The 17,123-nt window shown below is 63.9% G+C and carries 17 protein-coding genes; 6 read left to right on the plus strand and 11 right to left on the minus strand.

What is annotated here, in order from left to right:
* Nucleotides 1-106 precede the first annotated feature (106 nt).
* The 6 genes from FJW05_RS08620 to ehuB form a co-directional block, all read right to left on the minus strand.
* A complete protein-coding gene (locus FJW05_RS08620) occupies nt 107-340 on the minus strand; it encodes an acylphosphatase (RefSeq protein WP_246673283.1) in 234 nt (77 codons plus the stop codon).
* A gap of 117 nt (nt 341-457) precedes the next feature.
* Nucleotides 458-1,231, minus strand: a complete 774-nt coding sequence (locus tag FJW05_RS08625; protein WP_140630371.1) for a GntR family transcriptional regulator — start codon at nt 1,229-1,231, stop codon at nt 458-460.
* Complete coding sequence (ehuA, locus tag FJW05_RS08630) at nt 1,228-2,007, minus strand: ectoine/hydroxyectoine ABC transporter ATP-binding protein EhuA (protein ID WP_140630373.1); 780 nt, start codon at nt 2,005-2,007, stop codon at nt 1,228-1,230. The genes FJW05_RS08625 and ehuA overlap by 4 nt, the downstream gene beginning before the upstream one ends.
* On the minus strand, nt 2,004-2,663 hold the full coding sequence (gene ehuD / locus FJW05_RS08635; protein WP_140542713.1) for an ectoine/hydroxyectoine ABC transporter permease subunit EhuD: 660 nt from the start codon (nt 2,661-2,663) through the stop codon (nt 2,004-2,006). The genes ehuA and ehuD overlap by 4 nt, the downstream gene beginning before the upstream one ends.
* Nucleotides 2,660-3,388, minus strand: a complete 729-nt coding sequence (gene ehuC / locus FJW05_RS08640; RefSeq protein WP_140542682.1) for an ectoine/hydroxyectoine ABC transporter permease subunit EhuC — start codon at nt 3,386-3,388, stop codon at nt 2,660-2,662. The genes ehuD and ehuC overlap by 4 nt, the downstream gene beginning before the upstream one ends.
* 54 nt (nt 3,389-3,442) lie before the next feature.
* Nucleotides 3,443-4,300 (minus strand): ectoine/hydroxyectoine ABC transporter substrate-binding protein EhuB, encoded by an 858-nt coding sequence (ehuB, locus tag FJW05_RS08645; protein ID WP_246673285.1) that lies wholly within the window; start codon nt 4,298-4,300, stop codon nt 3,443-3,445.
* 252 nt (nt 4,301-4,552) lie between these two features.
* On the opposite strand from ehuB, the gene FJW05_RS08650 reads away from it, so the two are divergent.
* The 6 genes from FJW05_RS08650 to FJW05_RS08675 are packed head-to-tail and all read left to right on the plus strand — an operon-like array spanning nt 4,553 to nt 11,967.
* The gene (locus FJW05_RS08650) at nt 4,553-5,719 is read left to right on the plus strand and encodes a Xaa-Pro peptidase family protein (protein WP_140630379.1); all 1,167 of its coding nucleotides are present in this window, start codon (nt 4,553-4,555) and stop codon (nt 5,717-5,719) included.
* 11 nt (nt 5,720-5,730) lie between these two features.
* Entirely contained in the window at nt 5,731-6,918 is a 1,188-nt protein-coding gene (locus FJW05_RS08655; RefSeq protein WP_140630382.1) for a M24 family metallopeptidase, read from the plus strand.
* Nucleotides 6,919-6,935: 17 nt separating this feature from the next.
* Nucleotides 6,936-8,192, plus strand: a complete 1,257-nt coding sequence (locus FJW05_RS08660; protein ID WP_140630385.1) for a sarcosine oxidase subunit beta family protein — start codon at nt 6,936-6,938, stop codon at nt 8,190-8,192.
* A gap of 13 nt (nt 8,193-8,205) precedes the next feature.
* Complete coding sequence (locus tag FJW05_RS08665; RefSeq protein ID WP_140542687.1) at nt 8,206-8,502, plus strand: sarcosine oxidase subunit delta; 297 nt, start codon at nt 8,206-8,208, stop codon at nt 8,500-8,502.
* Entirely contained in the window at nt 8,499-11,441 is a 2,943-nt protein-coding gene (locus tag FJW05_RS08670; RefSeq protein WP_140630389.1) for a sarcosine oxidase subunit alpha family protein, read from the plus strand. The genes FJW05_RS08665 and FJW05_RS08670 overlap by 4 nt, the downstream gene beginning before the upstream one ends.
* Entirely contained in the window at nt 11,434-11,967 is a 534-nt protein-coding gene (locus FJW05_RS08675; RefSeq protein ID WP_140630391.1) for a sarcosine oxidase subunit gamma, read from the plus strand. The genes FJW05_RS08670 and FJW05_RS08675 overlap by 8 nt, the downstream gene beginning before the upstream one ends.
* 135 nt (nt 11,968-12,102) lie before the next feature.
* Here the strand turns inward: FJW05_RS08675 and ggt are convergent, their stop codons facing one another.
* From ggt to FJW05_RS08700, 5 genes are all read right to left on the minus strand, one after another.
* A complete protein-coding gene (gene ggt, locus FJW05_RS08680; protein WP_140630975.1) occupies nt 12,103-13,695 on the minus strand; it encodes a gamma-glutamyltransferase in 1,593 nt (530 codons plus the stop codon).
* Between the two features lie 37 nt (nt 13,696-13,732).
* Nucleotides 13,733-14,425 (minus strand): ABC transporter permease, encoded by a 693-nt coding sequence (locus FJW05_RS08685; RefSeq protein WP_140630394.1) that lies wholly within the window; start codon nt 14,423-14,425, stop codon nt 13,733-13,735.
* Complete coding sequence (locus tag FJW05_RS08690) at nt 14,422-15,135, minus strand: ABC transporter permease (RefSeq protein WP_140630397.1); 714 nt, start codon at nt 15,133-15,135, stop codon at nt 14,422-14,424. Before FJW05_RS08690 ends, FJW05_RS08685 begins: the two co-directional genes overlap by 4 nt.
* A 73-nt stretch (nt 15,136-15,208) precedes the next feature.
* Complete coding sequence (locus FJW05_RS08695; RefSeq protein WP_140630399.1) at nt 15,209-16,060, minus strand: transporter substrate-binding domain-containing protein; 852 nt, start codon at nt 16,058-16,060, stop codon at nt 15,209-15,211.
* A 91-nt stretch (nt 16,061-16,151) separates the two neighbouring features.
* Entirely contained in the window at nt 16,152-16,859 is a 708-nt protein-coding gene (locus tag FJW05_RS08700) for a GntR family transcriptional regulator (protein ID WP_246673287.1), read from the minus strand.
* Nucleotides 16,860-17,123 lie beyond the last annotated feature (264 nt).

Genomic DNA, 17,123 nt, shown 5'->3' on the forward strand with positions numbered 1-17,123 from the left:
TATGCTAATACGCCGGGTTACGTTTGCACAACATTTCCTCACTGGCAATAATGCCTAAAAAAGGTGCATGACACTTCGGCAGGCAGAGGGCCGCAGGCCCAGAAACCTAGCCCGATTCGCTCTCGATCGGCGCCCGGCGGATGGTCTCGACCCAGACATCGATTGGTCCAAGAGAGCACCCCATCTCCATCATGTCGATGAGTTCGGCCGGACCGGCAATGTCGAGTTCAATGCGGTCGGGACCGGCAACGCATATCGCATGCGCGAGCCCGAGCTTGGCGGCATGACGCTCGATCCACGGAAGAAAGGATGCCACTTCGACATCGCCGAGGATCGTCATGCGCTCCCGCCAGGAACATCGATTTTGCTCGCTCATAGAAAACCTCGGCAATGAAGCTGATATTCTATCTATCTACATCGTGCTCAATCGCTGAAGCATCTGCTTTTGAGAGCATCGTCACGCCAGACCTGAAGTCGAAGACCGCGCTGACTTGATCGAATCGTCTTTACGCAAAGTTCCCCCTTTGTCGCTTCGGTGAAACATCATCCGCCGAAAGCTCATCGAGATATGCGCCCGCCTGATGTGTCCGATCGAAGCCCAGTCGCCGATCTCGGCCGCCGCGAGCACCTCCGCGATTTCCCGGCGGAACGCGGCGAACTCCTCGGCCAGGCCAAGCCGCGGCATCATTTTCAAGACGACCCGTGCGACCTGGAAATAGAGCCGCTCGCTGATGTCGCGCAGCGGCTGGTTTCCGGTCATCGCGCTCAGCTCATAGAAGAAATCCATGTTGAGCCGCAGGAAAGCGCGCTGGTCCGGATGGAGGATGTGGGCGTCGCAGCGCTCCATCAGCGCGCGTATGCGGTCGAGATCGGCACCGGTCCGCGGAATTGGCGACAATTTGCCGATCAATTCCGCCAGCTCCATGCGCAAATGGTAGACCTGCTCCAATTCCTCGATGTCGACGTCGGTGACGATCGTGCCGACACCATGGACCGACTGGACCAGGCCTTCCGATTCCAGACGCGCAAGGACCCGCCGGACCGGAGTCCGGCTGACTTCGAACTCTTGAGCGAGCTCTTCTTCCGACAGGTGGTTCCCGGGGGGATAGTCGAGCAGGCAGATACGGTCACGCAGAATCCTGTAGATGCGTTCCGATCTCTCCCGCGCCGAAGGCGGTCGCGTTGGACCGATCGTGGCCTGCTCTATCGCCGCATCGTCGTTGCGGGTCATCCCGCCTCCAGCACCGCGCGCAGGAATTGCCGCGTCCGTTCGTTCTTCGGCGCGCCAAACAGCTCGCTTGGAGGTCCCTGCTCGCAGATCTTGCCTTGGTAGAAGAAGCAGACCCGGTCGGAGAATTCCTTCGCGAAACCCATCTGATGGGTGACCATCAGCATTGTGAGGTCATGCTCCCGCCCGATTTGCCTTATCACCTGCAGCACTTCGCCGACAAGCTCGGGGTCGAGCGCCGATGTCACCTCGTCGAACAGCATGATCTTTGGCCGCATGGCGAGCGCCCGCGCGATCGCGACGCGCTGCTGCTGTCCGCCGGAGAGCTGCGAGGGATAGTGAGCCTTCTTCTGCGACAGGCCGACCATGTCGAGCAACTCGGCCGCGCGCGCCTCGGCGTCGGCGCGTTTCATGCCGAGCACAGTCATCGGCGCCTCGATGCAATTGGCCATCGCGCTCATATGCGGGAACAGGTTGAACGATTGGAACACCATGCCGATCTTGGCCCGTACCCGCCTGATATGGCCGAGATTGGCGGGAACCAGCTTGCCGCCCTTGTCCATATGCGTGAGCGGCTCGCCTTCGACCCAGATGACGCCGTCATTGATCGTCTCCAGCGTCATCAGCATGCGCAGTACCGTCGTCTTGCCGGAGCCGGAAGGTCCGATGATCGACACCTTTTCGCCGCGCGCAATGTCGAGGCTGAGCCCGTCGAGAACCGTCAGCGCGCCATAACGTTTCGACACATTGTCGAAGCGCACCATGGGCTGGTCCGTCATCGTGGAGTCCTCCGGTTGAGCAGGCGTTCCAGAATACGGATGAGCGCGGCCGAGACCAGGCTCATCACCAGGAAGAACAGGCCGACGAGCGTCATCGGCTCGGTGTAGCGGAAGGTGTCGGAGCCGATGATCTTAGCCGTCTGCATCAGTTCGAGAACGGCAATGGCCGACAGCAGCGGCGTCTCCTTGAACAGCGCGACCAGGTAGTTGCCGAGCGCCGGAACGATCGGCGGAATGACCTGCGGGATGATGATATCGCGAAAGGTCGCCCATTGCGGCAGGTTGAGCGCGATCGACGCCTCCCATTGGCCGCGCGGGATGTTGTCGAACCCGGCGCGGTACACTTCCGAGCAGTAGGCCGCATAATGAAGTCCGATCGCGATCACGCCGGCGGTGAAGGCGTCCAGCACCACGCCGAATTTGGGAAACACGAAATAGAGGAAGAAGATCTGGATGAGCAGCGGCGTCGAGCGGATCAGCTCGACCAGCACCGATATCGGCCAGGCCGTCCACGGTATGGCGATGCGCACCAGGGCGAGCGCCAGACCGAGCAGGGCCGCGATGACGAAGCCGATCAGCGTCGCCTCGATGGTGATGATCGCAGCACTTGCCAGCGTCGGCAGGATTTCGAGCGCGAAGGACCAATCCCACATCAGGCGGCCCTCCCTCGCGAGAGCCCGGCGGACGCCCGCTGCTCGAGAAACCGCATGCCGATCGTGATCGCGAGCGACATGACGAGATAGATCAGAAGCACCAGAGTGAAGATCGGGACGGTTTTCAGCGTGCTCTGGTTCATCTGCTGCGCCTTGAAGGCGAGGTCCGTCAGCGTGATGAGCGACACCAGCGCCGTCGACTTCAGGAGCTCGATGAACAGGTTGCCCCAGGGCGGGATCATGGCGACGAAAGCCTGCGGCAGGATGATCCTGCGCAGCATCTGGGCGCGGCTCATGTTGAGGGCGATCGACGCTTCCCACTGGCCGGGCGCCACCGCTAGGATCGCTCCGCGCACCACTTCCGATCCGTAGGCGCCGACATTGAGGCCCAGCGCCAGCACGGCCACCGTGAAGGCGTCCATCAGCAAGCCGAATTGCGGCAACACGAAAAACAGCCAGAAGAGCTGCACCAGCGCGGAGGTGCCGCGAAAGATCTCGACATAGACCGTCGCCAGCCAGCGCAGCGGTGCCGCCCCGTAGAGGCGGGCAAGCGCCGCCAAGACGCCCATCACCACGGCCAGCACGCTCCCCAGCACGGCGATTTCAATGGTCAGCAGCGCTCCCTGCAGCAGTCCCGGCAGGAACAGGCTGTAGGAGGTCTGCGTGGCGAGCAGGCCGATCACCGCCAATGCGGCAACCAGCATGCCAACAAGCGTCCGGATGCCCATCTGCCTCTCCGAAGAAAAAAGGCGGCGCCGAAGCGCCGCCCGGAGTTGGGACTTTTACTTGCCGGCGCAGAGCTCGGCGGTGGTCTTGTTCGGCAGATAGTCCTTGCCGAAGCCGAACGGCTCGACCAGGGCGACGTGTTCGGGCGAGCCGATGAATTTCTTCAGCTCGGCGTTGAAGGCCTTCTGCAGGTCGGTATCTTCCTTCCTGAATCCGAAACCGCCATGACCTTTCACCGACTTTCCGTTCACCTCACCGAAGGGCTTGGTGGACTCGACACCGTCGGCCTTCTTGGCCATCTCGGCGATCGACAGCGCCGTCAGCGCGGCGGCGTCGGCGCGACCCGACTGAACCGCGGCAACCAGGCTCGACTGGTCCGGCAGGACCACGAGCTGGCCTTGAGAGACGCCGGCATCCTTCGCTTCCGCCCCTTCGACGGCTCCGGCCATGACCGCGAGCTTGAGGCTGGAATTGTCCTTGAAAGTCGAAAAGTCCTTAACCTGCTTCGGATTGCCCTTCTGCACGAGCATCGCCGCGCCGATGCCGTAGGACGGCTCGGAGAAGTTGATCTCGGCGCAACGCTTGGGATTGATGAACATGCCGGCGGCGATGATATCGAAGCGCCCGGCCTTGAGACCCGGGATGAGCGAGCCGAACTCGGTCAGCACGCCGTCGACCTGCTTGATGCCCATCTTGGCCAGCACCGCCTTGGCGACTTCCGGCGCCTCGCCGGTCAGCTTGCCGTCGGGCGTGGCGTATCCGAACGGCGCCTCGTTGGCGAAGCCGACCCGGATATAGCCGTCCTTCTTGGCGCGCTCCAGCGTCGTGTCGGCCAGCGCTGCTGCGGTGCTGGACAACATGACAAGCCCCGCGCCGAGTCCAAGCGCGGTGCGGCGCGAAATTCTGATCGTCATCATCTTGCTCCCATTTTTGCGAAACCGCCGCCTAACCCGACCCCTTTTTTTCGGCATTGAGCAGCTTGAACGTATGGTTGCAGATTTTTCGCCGCGTTTCAATAGATGTGCACATCAATGGCCTTCGAAAAACGAAAAAACCTTGACAGGGTCGAAAACTGAGGCCGATATTGGCGGAAGTTGTACACAACATGCCTCAACCGAAGGCGAGCAAAAATGATGCTGCGGAGCAACGGCTCCGGAGGGGGAGTTATGCTGGACAAAAGCAACGGCGAAGCGGTCGCGCCCTATTTCGAGAGCGAGGAATTCGACCGGCGCCGCGACGCCGTCCGGCATGCCATGGCCGGGCGGGGCATCGACACGCTTCTCGTCTCGGCGCCGGAGAACATCTTCTATCTGACCGGCCTCGATCACTGGGGCTATTTCGCGCCGCATATCCTGGTCGTTCCGGCCGATGGCGAAATGATCCTGCTGACGCGCGCCATGGAAAAGGTAACCATTGCCAACCAGGTCAGGAACGCGCGCTTCGAGGGGCACCATGACGGCGAGACGGTCGCCGATCTTTCAGGACGCGTGCTTTTCGGCAGGCTCGGCGCCGTCGGTATCGAGTCCTGGTCGTCCGGCCTGCCGCACGGGCTTGCCGAGGCGCTGAAGGAACGCCTGAGCGCCGCGCGCTGGGTCGACGCATCCGGCATCATCGACGACATCCGCATGGTCAAGAGCCCGGCAGAGCAGGCCTTGATGCGCGCGACCGCCAAGATATCCGACGCCGGCGCGCAGGCTGCGATCGAGGCGATCGGGGAGGGGGCGAGCGAGCGCCATGTCGCGGCGGAAGCCGAGCGCGCGATGATCGAGGCCGGCGGCACGTTCCCCGGCTTCGGTCCGTTCATCCGTTCCACCCGGCGGCTCGGCGAGGAGCACACGACCTGGACGAGCGACCGGTTCGGTGCCGGCGATGCGGTCTTCCTCGAACTGACCGGCTGCGTCGCCCGCTACCACGCGCCTCTCGGCCGCCTTATCCATGTCGGCCAAGCCTCGAAGGAGACCTACGAGATGGCAGCGCTCACGGCCGACGCCTTTGCGGCAGTCGTCGGCGCGATGCGCGAGGGCGTCCTGTTCCGCGACGTCTATGCGGCTTGGCAGGGCGTGGTCGACCGCGCCGGCCTCTCGCATTACCGCCGCCATCATTGCGGCTATGTGGTCGGCATCGGCCTGCCGCCGAGCTGGACCGGCGGCAACAAGGTGACGGGGCTGCGCCGCGACAGCGACATCGTGCTCAAGACCGGCATGAGCTTCCATGTGCTCTCCTGGCTGATGGGCACCGGCCGCGGCGATTTCTTCATGTCCAACGCGGTGCTTCTGGGTCCCTCGGGCGCCGAGGTGCTGACCAGGACGCCCTCGGGCGTGACCGTGCGCTGAGGACATCGGCGATGCAGTTCGGCAAGAACAACACACCGTTCGACAAGGAGGAATTCGCCGCCAGGCTGGCGAAGACCAAGGCGCGCATGGCTAAAGCCGGGCTCGACGCGCTCTATGTCTCGGAGCCCGCCAACCTCAACTATCTCACCGGCTATGACGGCTGGTCCTTCTATGTCCATCAGGGCGTGCTCGTCGCGCAGGACGAAGCGCATCCGGTGTGGATCGGACGCGGCCAGGACGTCAACGGCGCGCGGCTCACGACCATCCTGCCGGAAGAGAACATCGTCGGCTATTCCGACGATCATGTGCAGTCTGAGGCGAAGCACCCGCTGCAGGCTGTAGCGCGCGTGATCAGCGAGCGCGGCCTCGGTCGCGCCAGGATCGGTGTCGAGGCGGACTCCTTCTACTTCACCGCGAAGTCGCTCGACATTTTGAAGGCGGAACTGCCCAACGCTCGCTTCGTCGACGCCGGCGCGCTGGTCAACTGGGTCCGCGCGGTGAAGTCGGGCGCCGAGATCGAACTGATGCAGCAGGCGGCCCGCATCGCCGAAAAGACGATGGCGCGGGCGATCGAGGTGATCGGCCCCGGTGTCCGCCAGTGTGATGCCGCCGCCAAAATTCTTGCCACAGCCACGCGTGGCACCGAGGCCTTTGGCGGCGATTACGCCGCGATAGCGCCGCTGATGCCGACCGGCGTCGGCACCTCCTGTCCGCATCTGACCTGGCGCGACGACCTGTTCGCTTCGCCGGCCGGCACGACGGTCGAGATCGCCGGAGTCAGGCACCACTATCATGTGCCGCTGACGCGCACGGTCTATCTCGGCGAGCCGCCGCAAGGGATGCGCAAGGCCGCGGAGGTGGTCGTCGAGGGGCTCGAGGCCGCGCTTAGCGTGGCAAAGCCCGGCGCCGGCTCGCGCGACGTTCATGCCGCTTGGACAAGGGCCATCGAGCGGCATGGCTTCTTCAAGGATTCTCGCTGCGGCTATTCCATCGGCCTGGGCTACCCGCCGGACTGGGGCGAGCGGACCATCTCGCTGCGCTCGATCGACGAGACTGTGCTGGAGCCGAACATGACGATCCATTTCATGCCGGGCCTGTGGCTGGACGACTGGGGCATCGCCATTTCGGAATCGATCCGCATCACCGAGACCGGCGTCGAAGCCTTTTGCGATTTCCCGCGCCGTCTTTTCGTCAAATAGAACCCAAGAAGCCTCCGATGCGCCGCTATTCGGCCCTCTCCATCCTCGCCAATGGGCTTGCCGGGCACAGGCATTGGCAGCGCGCTTGGCGCGCGCCGGAGCCGAAACGCTTCTATGACGTCGTCATCGTCGGTGGCGGCGGGCACGGACTGGCGACCGCCTTCTACCTCGCCGAGAACCACGGCATCCGCAACGTCGCGGTGATCGAGAAAGGCTATGTCGGCGGCGGCAATGTCGGCCGCAACACCACCGTCATCCGCTCGAACTACCTGCTCGACGGAAACACCCAGTTCTACGAATTCTCGATGAAGCTGTGGGAAGGCCTGACGCATGCGCTGAACTTCAACGTCATGTTCTCGCAGCGGGGGCAGATCGTCACCGCTCATTCGGCCGACCAGCTCGACTTTTTCAGCTACCGCGCCAACGTCATGCGGCTGAACGGCATCGATGCCGAGATCCTGAGCCGCGACGACGTTCGGCGCCTGGTGCCCTATCTGGACTATTCCGACACGGCGCGCTTCCCAATCCACGGCGCGATCATGCAGGGCCGCGCCGGCACGGCCCGGCACGATGCCGTCGCCTGGGGCTACGCCCGCGCCGCCGACGGGCACGGCGTCGACATCATCCAGAATTGCGAGGTGACGGGCTTTCTGCGCGAGGGCGAGAGGATCGTCGGCGTCGAGACGGCCAAGGGCCCGATCGCCGCCGGCAAGGTCGGCTTGGCGGTGGCGGGGCATAGCTCGGTTCTCGGCCAGAAGGCGGGTCTCGAGCTGCCGATCGAAAGCCATGTGCTGCAGGCCTTCGTGACGGAGCCGCTGAAGCCGATGGTCGACCACGTCGTCGCCTACGGCGCCGATCATTTCTACGTCAGCCAGTCCGACAAGGGCGGACTGGTCTTCGGCGGGAATCTCGACGGCTACAATTCCTACGCTCAGCGCGGCAATCTCGGCGTCGTGCGCGAGGTCGCGGAAGCGGCGATTGCGCTGATGCCCTGCATCTCGCGGGTCAGGCTGCTGCGCCACTGGGGCGGCGTGATGGACATGACGCCCGACGCCAGCCCGATCATCTGCCCGACCCCGATCGACGGGCTCTATCTCAATGGCGGCTGGTGCTATGGCGGCTTCAAGGCGACGCCGGCGTCCGGCTGGTGCTTCGCGCACACGATCGCGACCGGCAAGCCGCATCCGCTGAATGCCGCCTACAGCCTCGAGCGCTTCCGCACGGGGCGCACGCTCGACGAGGCCGGCGTCGGTCCGTTCGCCTGGCTGCAATAGGGGAGGCCGAGATATGCTGCGTATCGACTGTCCCTGCTGCGGCCCTCGCGACCATGACGAGTTCCGTTATGGTGGCGATGCCTCGGTCATGCGCCCCGCGCATGACGATGCGGATTTCGAGGCCTGGTACCGCTATGTCTTCGTCCGCAAGAACCCGGCCGGAGCACACCGGGAACACTGGCAGCACGTCCTCGGCTGCCGGCAGTGGCTGATCGTGGAGCGCGACACTCGCAACCATTCGATCGCTTCGGTCGCTCTCGCCCGGAACCCGTCTGCGAAAAAGCCACCTGCCAGGAAACCATCGCAATGAGTTCCAACTCCAACCGGCTGGCCGAGGGCGGCCGCATCGATCGCGGCCGGCCGCTCGAATTCAGCTTCGACGGAAGCAGCCTCACCGGTTTCCAGGGCGATACGCTCGCCTCGGCGCTGCTCGCCAACGGCGTGTCGCTCGTCGGCCGCAGCTTCAAATACCACCGCCCGCGCGGCATCTTCTCGGCCGGAGCCGAGGAGCCGAACGCGCTGGTGACGCTTGGCACCGGCGGACGGCGCGAGCCGAACTTGCCCGCGACAATGCTGGAGCTCGCCGACGGCATGGTCGTCGAGAGCCAGAACCGCTGGCCTTCGCTCGCCTTCGACGTGCAGAGCCTCAACAGCCTGTTCGCGCCGTTCCTGTCCGCGGGCTTCTACTACAAGACCTTCATGGGTCCGACCCGTCGCGCCTGGATGTTCTACGAGCATTTCATCCGCAAGGCGGCGGGGCTCGGCAAGGCCGGGCTGGAGCCGGATCCCGACCGCTACGAGGTTCGCCACGCCTTTGCCGATGTCGCCATCGTCGGCGGCGGCCCGGCGGGCTTGTCCGCCGTGCGCGCCGCGGCGAACGCCGGGGCGCGGGTGGCGCTGATCGAGCAGGATTTTCGGCTTGGCGGGCAGCTTCTCTCCGAGCGTCGCGGTTCCGAGGCCGCCGCTTGGCTCCAGACAGTGGAAGCCGAACTCAAGGGCTTCCGGAACGTCAGCCTCATGGCGCGAACGACCGCCGTCGGCCTTTACGACGGCAAGGTGCTTGGCCTTGTCGAGCGGCGCGACGATCCGCAGGCCGCCGGCCAGGCCCTCCAGGCGTTCACGATCCTGCGCGCCGGCGCTATCGTCTTTGCCACCGGCGCCATCGAGCGGCCGCTGGTGTTCTCCAACAACGATCGTCCGGGGGTGATGCTTGCCTCGGCGGCCAGGACCTATGTCAACCGCTTCGCTGTCCTGCCCGGAAGGAAGGCGGTGGTCGCCACGACGAATGACGGCGCCTGGCGCACGGCCTTCGATCTCGCTGCCGCGGGAGCGCAGGTCACGGTTGCGGATCTGCGGACTATGCTTGCGCCCGCCCTGCAGGCAGAGGCTTCGCGCCTCGGCATCGCCGTTCGTGCCGGCACGCACATTGCCGACCTGCGCGGCGGCCGCGCGGTCAAGGCGGCCAGACTGGCCGGAACAGGCGCGGAGACCGAGGTCGATTGCGATCTGGTCTGCGTTTCCGGCGGCTGGTCGCCGACGGCGCATCTCGCCTCGCAACTCGGCGTCAAGCCGGTCTACCGCGAGGACATCGACGGCTTCGTTCCCGGTCCCTTCGCGGCCGGCCAGTTCGGCGCCGGTTCCGTGGTTGGCGGTTACACCGCGGCGGAAGCGATCGAGACCGGCCACTGCGCCGGCATCGAGGCGGCCGCTTCTTGCGGCAAGACGAAGCCCGTGCCGGCCGCTCTCGAGCTTCAATCCGCGGAGCTGTCCGCGGCCGCGTTCCGCAATGTTCCGGCGGCGCGCGGCAAGGCCTTCGTCGACATCCAGATGGATGTCACCATCGGCGACATCGCGCTCGCGCACCGCGAGGGCTATGAATCGGTCGAGCATCTGAAGCGCTACACCACGCTCGGCATGGGGACGGACCAGGGCAAGACCAGCAATTTCCCGGCGCTCTCTGCGATGGCAGCGTTGCGCGGCACAACCATCCCCGAGACCGGCACGACCACCTTCAGGCCGCCCTATACGCCGGTGGCGATCGGCGCGCTGGCCGGACGCGCCGTCGGCCATCACTTCAAGCCGACCCGCCGCACGCCGCTGCATGAATGGCACGTCGCCAATGGCGCCGACATGCTGGAAGTCGGCCTATGGATGCGGCCCTATTTCTACCGCGGCGCCGGCCGCGACGTGAACGAGGCCTATGTCGCGGAAATGCAGTTTGTGCGCGAGGCCGCCGGACTGATGGATATCTCGACACTCGGCAAGATCGACATTCAGGGCCCCGATGCCGCGACGCTGCTCGACCGGGTCTACGCAAACAGCTTCGCCAAACTGCCGGTCGGCCGCGCTCGCTACGGCGTCATGCTGCGCGACGACGGCATCGTCTTCGACGACGGCACCACGACGAGGCTTGGCGAGCACCGCTTCTTCATGACCACCTCGACCGCCAAGGCGGCCGAGGTGATGTCGTGGCTGGAATTCCTGCTCGACACGGCCTGGCCGGACCTGCGCGTCGCTGTCGCCTCCGTGACCGACGAATGGGCGGCGATGTCGGTCGCCGGACCGAGGAGCAGGCAAGTTCTCGCCGCCGCCTTTCCTGCGCTCGAGCTCTCCAACGAGGCCTTGCCGCATATGGGCTTCGTTGAAGGGGAATTCGAAGGCCGGGCACTGCGGATCATTCGGCTGAGCTATTCCGGCGAGCGGGCCTACGAGGTCTATGTCGGCGCGAGCGCCGGCGAAGCCGCCTGGCGCCGGCTAATCGAGATCGGCGAGCCGTTCGGGCTGAGGCCCTACGGGGTCGAGGCGCTGGGCGCGCTGCGCGTCGAGAAGGGTCACGTCGCCGGCCCCGAGATCGACGGCCGCACGACGCTCGACGATCTCGGTCTTGGCCGCATGGTCGGAAAGCGCTCCGGTTTCGTCGGCGACGTGCTTCGCCGCCGTCCTGCTCTTGGCGAGCCGAACCGGCAGCGCCTGGTCGGGCTGAAATGCCTGGAGGCAGGAACGCGCCTGAGCGGCGGCGCCATTCTCTTCAAGCAGGGCGAAGCCCGGCAGGGGCACGGCCGCGGTCGCATCACCTCGGTGACGTATAGCCCGACGCTCGAAGGCTATGTCGGTCTTGCGCTGCTCGCTGGCGATGTCGCCGTGGGGGACGAGGTGGTGGCCGTTCACACCATGAAAAACGAGACCGTCCGCGCGAGCGTGGTCTCGCCAGTATTCTTGGACCCGGAGGGGGAGCGACTTCATGGTTGAAACCGGCTCCGCCATATCCGTCGCGGCCTGCACGATAATCCAGATCGAGAGCTGGCCTGAAACGCAAGCGGCATGCGAAGCCGACCTGTCACGCCAGCTGGGCGCCGCGCTGCCGGCCGCTGCCGGCGAGACAGTCGCCGCCGCAGGGTGGCTCGCGGTTCGTATTGCGCCTCGACGGTTTTGGCTGATCGCGGATGGAGGACCGCAGGTTGACTGGAATATCGACCCCACTCTTGGATGCTCGCTGTCGCTCAGCGAAGGAAGAATGCGGCTTAAGCTGAGCGGGCAGCAGACTTTCAACGCTCTGAAAGGATCGGTGGCGATCGACTGGGACTCACCGTGCGCAAGTCCAGGGAGGGCGCTGCAGACTGGCTTACATCATGTACCGGTTCTGCTGTTGCGAAACGGACCTGACGCTTGTGACATCTTGGTCCCGCGCAGCTTTGTGCGAAGCGTGATCGAATGGCTGGCAGACATAGCCGCGGTGTCCGATATTCAGAATGAAATTGTCAGACGCCGCGCCTGAACGCTGCAACGCGGCTCGCTGATTCAAGCGCGTCGGCGCTCACAGATGTGGAAGCTGGGGGACAACCCGGCTGCCGACGGCGGGAAGATCACGATGTGTCGACTTCCGCTGAACTGAAAGTTGTTGCCACACCCGTTAGCTCCCCAGAGCGATGCCGTCTTTCCTTGGTTCCGACGCGCCGGTCAGCGTGCCGTTCTCCCAGTCGATGCGGATCGCTTGAGCGCCGCCGATCGGATCTTCCGCTTGAGTAAAGGTGAAACCTCGGCGTTCGAGCTCGGCTTTTGTTGAGCCGTCCAACGTATGCTCTGCCTCCACTCTCGTTCCGTTGGATGTCGGCATCAAGCGCGGCAGATCGATCGCCTCCTGGAGGTCCATTCCGTAATCGAGGACCTTCGAGATCAAATGCGCATGGCCGAGCGCCTGATAGTAGCCGCCCATCACACCGAACGACATTTCCACCCTGCCGTCGCGGGTCGCCATGCCTGGGATGATCGTGTGAAGCGGCCGTTTCGACGGGCCGATTCGATTGGGATGGCCGGGCTTGAGCGAGAAACTCTGACCGCGATTGTGCAGGATCACGCCCGAGCCAGGAGAGACAAGGCCGCTGCCGAAACTGTCAAAGATGGAGTTGATGAAGCTTACGGCATTCCGATTTCGGTCGACCACCGAGATATAGACCGTGTCGCGATGAAGAGGCGTTTCGAAAGGCGGCAGATCTGTCAGCGCCTTTGTGAGGTCGATCATCCCCGCAAGTCTGTCGGCCAGTTCGTCTGACAGCAGGTGGCCGACTGGGACATCCGCCTTCTCTGGATCGGCGATCCAGGCGTCGCGGGCGCCGTAGGCAAGGCGCGTCGCCTCGATCTCGACATGCAGCCGGTCGGGCGACTGCGGGTCCTCTTCGGCGTCGAAGTGGCTCAGGATATTGAGGATCAGGAGAGCGATGATGCCCTGGCCGTTCGGGGGACATTCATGGACCGTGTAGCCGCGAAAATCGGTGGTCAGCGGGCTCACATACTCGCCGCGCGCATTCGCGAAGTCCTCCAGCGTCTGGAGCCCGCCCAGCGAATTTAGATAGGACACCATGTCCTCGGCGACCGGCCCGCCATAGAACGCGTCGCGTCCCCCTGCAGCAATGCCTTTCAGCGTATGTGCCAGCTCCGGCTGGCGGTGAACCTCCCCGATTCTTGGCGCCCTTCCGCCGGGAAGGAAGATTCGCGCAGCCGTAACGTCGGCTGCGAGAAGTTTTTGTTCAAGAAACCAATCGCGGTGAACGCGCGGAGTGATGGCATAACCCTCCTCGGCAAACCGTATGGCGGGCGCAAGCACGTCGGCAAAGGGGAGACCGCCGTAATCGGCGTGCAGGCGTGTCCATGCGTCGATGGCCCCTGGGATCGTCACCGATGCGGGCGACTGACGTGGCACCTCTGTCAGTCCCCGCTCGTCGAACCAGTCGGCCGTGAGGGCCGCCGGCGTGCGCCCGGATCCGTTATAGGCGACGACCTTGTCGGAGCCGTTGGGCGCGTAGAGCGCGAAACAGTCGCCGCCGATGCCGGTCGAGCCCGGCTCCACAACGCATTGGACCGCGCAGGCTGCAATGGCTGCATCCATCGCGTTGCCACCCGCTTCAATGACCTGCAGCGCCGTGAGCGTGGCGGATGGATGCGAGGTCGCCGCCATCGCATGTCGCGACACGGCAACGGATCGCGTCGGCTTCTCGAAATTGCGCATTTCGTTAATTCTCTTCTTCATTGGCGAGTGGCATGTCTCAAGCCCGCGACCGGTAGGGGGTGAGCCAAGTTTCCAGCGCGTTCAGTGCCGAGATGAGCGTGAAATTGATGGTGAGATAGATCGCGCCGGCGGCCACGAAGACCTCGACCGCGCGATAGGTTTGCGAAATAAGCCCCTGCGCGATGCCGGTGACTTCCATCAGCGTGATGATCGATGCAAGCGACGTGCCCTTGATCATGAGGATGATCTCGTTGCTGTAGCTCGGGATGGCTTGGCGGAGCGCCAACGGCAAAATGACGAGACGCAATGTCAGCAGTCGTGACATGCCGAACGCGGAGGCTGCCTCGGCGAGGCCGCGCGGCACGCCCTGTATCGCTCCGCGCAGGATCTCACTGCCATAGGCCGCGGTATTGAGGCTGAGCGCGATGACGGCGCACCAGTAGGGCTCGCGGAACACCCACCAGAGCCCGGCCGCCTGGAGCGACGGACGAAACTGGCCCAGTCCGTAGTAGATGAGGAAGATCTGCACGAGCAGCGGTGTGCCGCGAAAGATCGCCACGAAGGAGCGTATGGGCCAGACCAGTATCCGGTTGGTTCCCTGTTGGACCAATGCGAGCAACAGAGCCAAGACGAAGCCGATGCTGATCGACCAGCCCGCAAGCTGCAACGTCAGTGGCAAGCCGGAGAGTAGGGTGGGAATAATCTCGACAAAGAACGCGAAGTCGATCATGCGCGGGCCATGCCTCGCCACGCACGGGCTTCACCGTAGCGGAAGACCGAAGCAGTCACGGCAGCGATGACGAAGTAGAGCGTGGCGGCCGCCACGTAGAAGACGAAAGGCTCTCGCATCGAGCCGGCACCGATCTGAGCTTGCCGCATCAATTCGACCAGGCCGATCACGGAGATCAAGGCTGAATCCTTGAGAACCAGCTGCCAGACATTGCCGAGCCCCGGCAGGGCGTGGCGCATCAGCTGCGGCCCGATGACGAGGCGCAGGGATTGAAGGCGGGATAGGCCGAGCGCCTTGCACGCGTCAAACTGGCCGTGATCGACGGCCAGGTATGCGCCGCGATAGACCTCAGCCTGGTAGGCGCCAGAAATGATGCCGATCGCCAGGACGCCCGTCGCAAATGCCGGCAGTCCGACGAAGCCGGCGCCGCCGAAGAATTTGCCGATCTGCGTCAGGGCAATGCTGCCGCCGTAGTACAGCAGGTAGATCGTCAGCAGATCGGGAACGCCCCGAAACACCGTTCCGTACCCTTTCGCGAGCCAGCACGAGAGACGTTTCGAGGAGAGCCGGCCTCCTGCTGCAACTGCGCCGAAGACAGCACCGAGGAGAAAGCCGAGGACGGACAGCGAGAGCGTCACGCCCGATGCCAGCAGCAGGGCGGCGCCCCAGCCGCCCTTGCCAAAGGAAAGAATATGCAATGCATCCATCATGTGAACCGAGGCTTTCAGCGCGCCGCCCGGCGGAGTCGATCGATGCCGATCCGCCGGACGGGTCAGCCAGCGCCTACTTGACCGGCGTCACATCCGTCTTCACCCATTTCTCCGAGATACGTTTGATGGTGCCGTCAGCGATCGCGGCGCTGATCGCGGCGTTCATCATCTCCTTGAGCTTGGTATCTTCCTTACGCAATCCCGCACCGGTTCCGGCGCCGAACAGGCCGCCGACGAAGCCCGGACCTGCAAGCGTGAAGCCGGAGAATTCAGGTTTTGCGAGCGTCGCGGCAAGCGCTGTCTTCTGAGCGAATATCGCATCGATGCGCCCCGCCGCCAAATCGAGATCGTGCTGCTCGGTGGTCTTGTATTCACGGATTTCCACCGTGTCGCCGAAGTATTTCTTCAGGAATTCGAGCATGGCCGTCGCCGCCTGGACGCCGACCACCTTGCCTTTCAGCAGCGGCTTCAACTTGTCGACGGCGGCCTTGGACGCGGCTTCGTCATCCAGCTTGAATTTTTCAGCCGAAGCACCGAGCTTGCCGAGCTCACTATCCTTGGCGACTGCAAACCCGCCCGGATCGATCGCGTAAGGCTGCGTGAAGTCGATGGTCTCGAGGCGTTTCGGCGTGATGAACATGCTGGCCATGATCACATCGAACTTGCCGACCTTCAATGATGGTATAAGGCCGTCCCAGTCCTGGGCAATGATGGTGCACTTGATTTTCATCCGTGCGCAAAGATCGTTGGCAAGCTCGATCTCCAGACCGTCGAGCTTGCCGTCTGCGTTGGTGAAATTCCAGGGGGCGTAGGCACCCTCGGTCGCGATTGTTATAGCCTTTGGCGCGTCCTGCGCGAATGCGGTCTGGACAAAGCCGAGCATGCCGAATACGGCCGCGACGGCGGCCAGTCGATGAATTTTCATATATGTTCCCCTTTCTTAGGCTGATCTAGCTGTTCCGCTGGCCAGTTCCGGTCTTTTGCCGGTTTGAGGCCATTTCTCCTGCCGGCGTTGATCACCGGCTCGCAGACACGAATTCGGCCAACATCGGCGCTGTGCCGAGAATATGATCCTGCATGACCTCTTCCGCATGGCGAGCGTCGCCCGATCGCAAGGCTGCGATCACCGCAGCGTGCTCCTCGCGTGCGGAGAGCGGCTTGTCGGCGTCATCGAACCAGATGCGCATGTAAGGCTCTATCACGACATGCAGTGCCGAAACCTGGTGGATGAGCTTGGGCCTCCGGCTGAGCGCACAGATGCGGCCATGGAATTCCTGATGGCGGATCACCCAGTCGCTGCTGCCGCTCTGGCCCGCGCGTTCCATGCGGTCGAGCAGGTTCTCGAACTCTTCGAGCGCCTCCTCATCGATCCGTGGCATTGCCAGCCTGACGGCCAGTCCTTCGAGAACCGAACGTATCTCGAAGATCTCGTAAAGCTCATCAACCGTGAGGCCGGCGACGACACATCCTCTATTGGGACGCAGAACCACCAGCCCGTCGGAAGCCAGGCGCCGAAAGGCTTCGCGCACCGGCATGCGGCTCATGCCGATCTCGGCCGCGATCTCTTCGGGAATTAGCCGGTCGCCCGGTTTGTAGCGACCGAGGCGAAGCGCCCGCTGAAGATGCCTGTACGCCTCCTCCTCTGCGGTGGCGGACAGGCGTGGCTCTACGGAGAAGGCTGCTGGCACTTGGCACCAAAAAGTATTTTTGTATCCACGTATCATAAAATCCGCATTTGGGTGCGGGGTCAATACCCCGTAAAGACCGTTTGCGAGCTGTTCGGTGTCAGCTAATCGGTGTCAGCTAACGTCAGCGGCCCGGCGCCGGGCGTTGGCTGACTTATGATCGGCAATCTCGTCCCTCGCTCCGTCCGAGCGGCGTGAGGGTCGTGCCGAGCTACGCGGCGTGTTGATGGGCATCCGCGAATTCGCAAGAGGCCATGGATATTCACTTTGCCGAGGTCTGACGGCGTTGGCTGCGTGCTTATT

It is taken from the genome of Mesorhizobium sp. B2-9-1, assembly GCF_006439455.1.
Classification (GTDB): domain Bacteria; phylum Pseudomonadota; class Alphaproteobacteria; order Rhizobiales; family Rhizobiaceae; genus Mesorhizobium.

Coding starts and splice junctions, on each gene's coding strand:
- FJW05_RS08620 (WP_246673283.1), bottom strand. CDS start 340: ATGACGATCCTCGGCGATGTCGAAGTGGCATCCTTTCTTCCGTGGATC.
- FJW05_RS08625 (WP_140630371.1), bottom strand. CDS start 1,231: ATGACCCGCAACGACGATGCGGCGATAGAGCAGGCCACGATCGGTCCA.
- ehuA (WP_140630373.1), bottom strand. CDS start 2,007: ATGACGGACCAGCCCATGGTGCGCTTCGACAATGTGTCGAAACGTTAT.
- ehuC (WP_140542682.1), bottom strand. CDS start 3,388: ATGGGCATCCGGACGCTTGTTGGCATGCTGGTTGCCGCATTGGCGGTG.
- ehuB (WP_246673285.1), bottom strand. CDS start 4,300: ATGACGATCAGAATTTCGCGCCGCACCGCGCTTGGACTCGGCGCGGGG.
- FJW05_RS08650 (WP_140630379.1), top strand. CDS start 4,553: ATGCTGGACAAAAGCAACGGCGAAGCGGTCGCGCCCTATTTCGAGAGC.
- FJW05_RS08655 (WP_140630382.1), top strand. CDS start 5,731: ATGCAGTTCGGCAAGAACAACACACCGTTCGACAAGGAGGAATTCGCC.
- FJW05_RS08660 (WP_140630385.1), top strand. CDS start 6,936: ATGCGCCGCTATTCGGCCCTCTCCATCCTCGCCAATGGGCTTGCCGGG.
- FJW05_RS08665 (WP_140542687.1), top strand. CDS start 8,206: ATGCTGCGTATCGACTGTCCCTGCTGCGGCCCTCGCGACCATGACGAG.
- FJW05_RS08670 (WP_140630389.1), top strand. CDS start 8,499: ATGAGTTCCAACTCCAACCGGCTGGCCGAGGGCGGCCGCATCGATCGC.
- FJW05_RS08675 (WP_140630391.1), top strand. CDS start 11,434: ATGGTTGAAACCGGCTCCGCCATATCCGTCGCGGCCTGCACGATAATC.
- ggt (WP_140630975.1), bottom strand. CDS start 13,695: ATGCGCAATTTCGAGAAGCCGACGCGATCCGTTGCCGTGTCGCGACAT.
- FJW05_RS08685 (WP_140630394.1), bottom strand. CDS start 14,425: ATGATCGACTTCGCGTTCTTTGTCGAGATTATTCCCACCCTACTCTCC.
- FJW05_RS08690 (WP_140630397.1), bottom strand. CDS start 15,135: ATGATGGATGCATTGCATATTCTTTCCTTTGGCAAGGGCGGCTGGGGC.
- FJW05_RS08695 (WP_140630399.1), bottom strand. CDS start 16,060: ATGAAAATTCATCGACTGGCCGCCGTCGCGGCCGTATTCGGCATGCTC.
- FJW05_RS08700 (WP_246673287.1), bottom strand. CDS start 16,859: ATGATACGTGGATACAAAAATACTTTTTGGTGCCAAGTGCCAGCAGCC.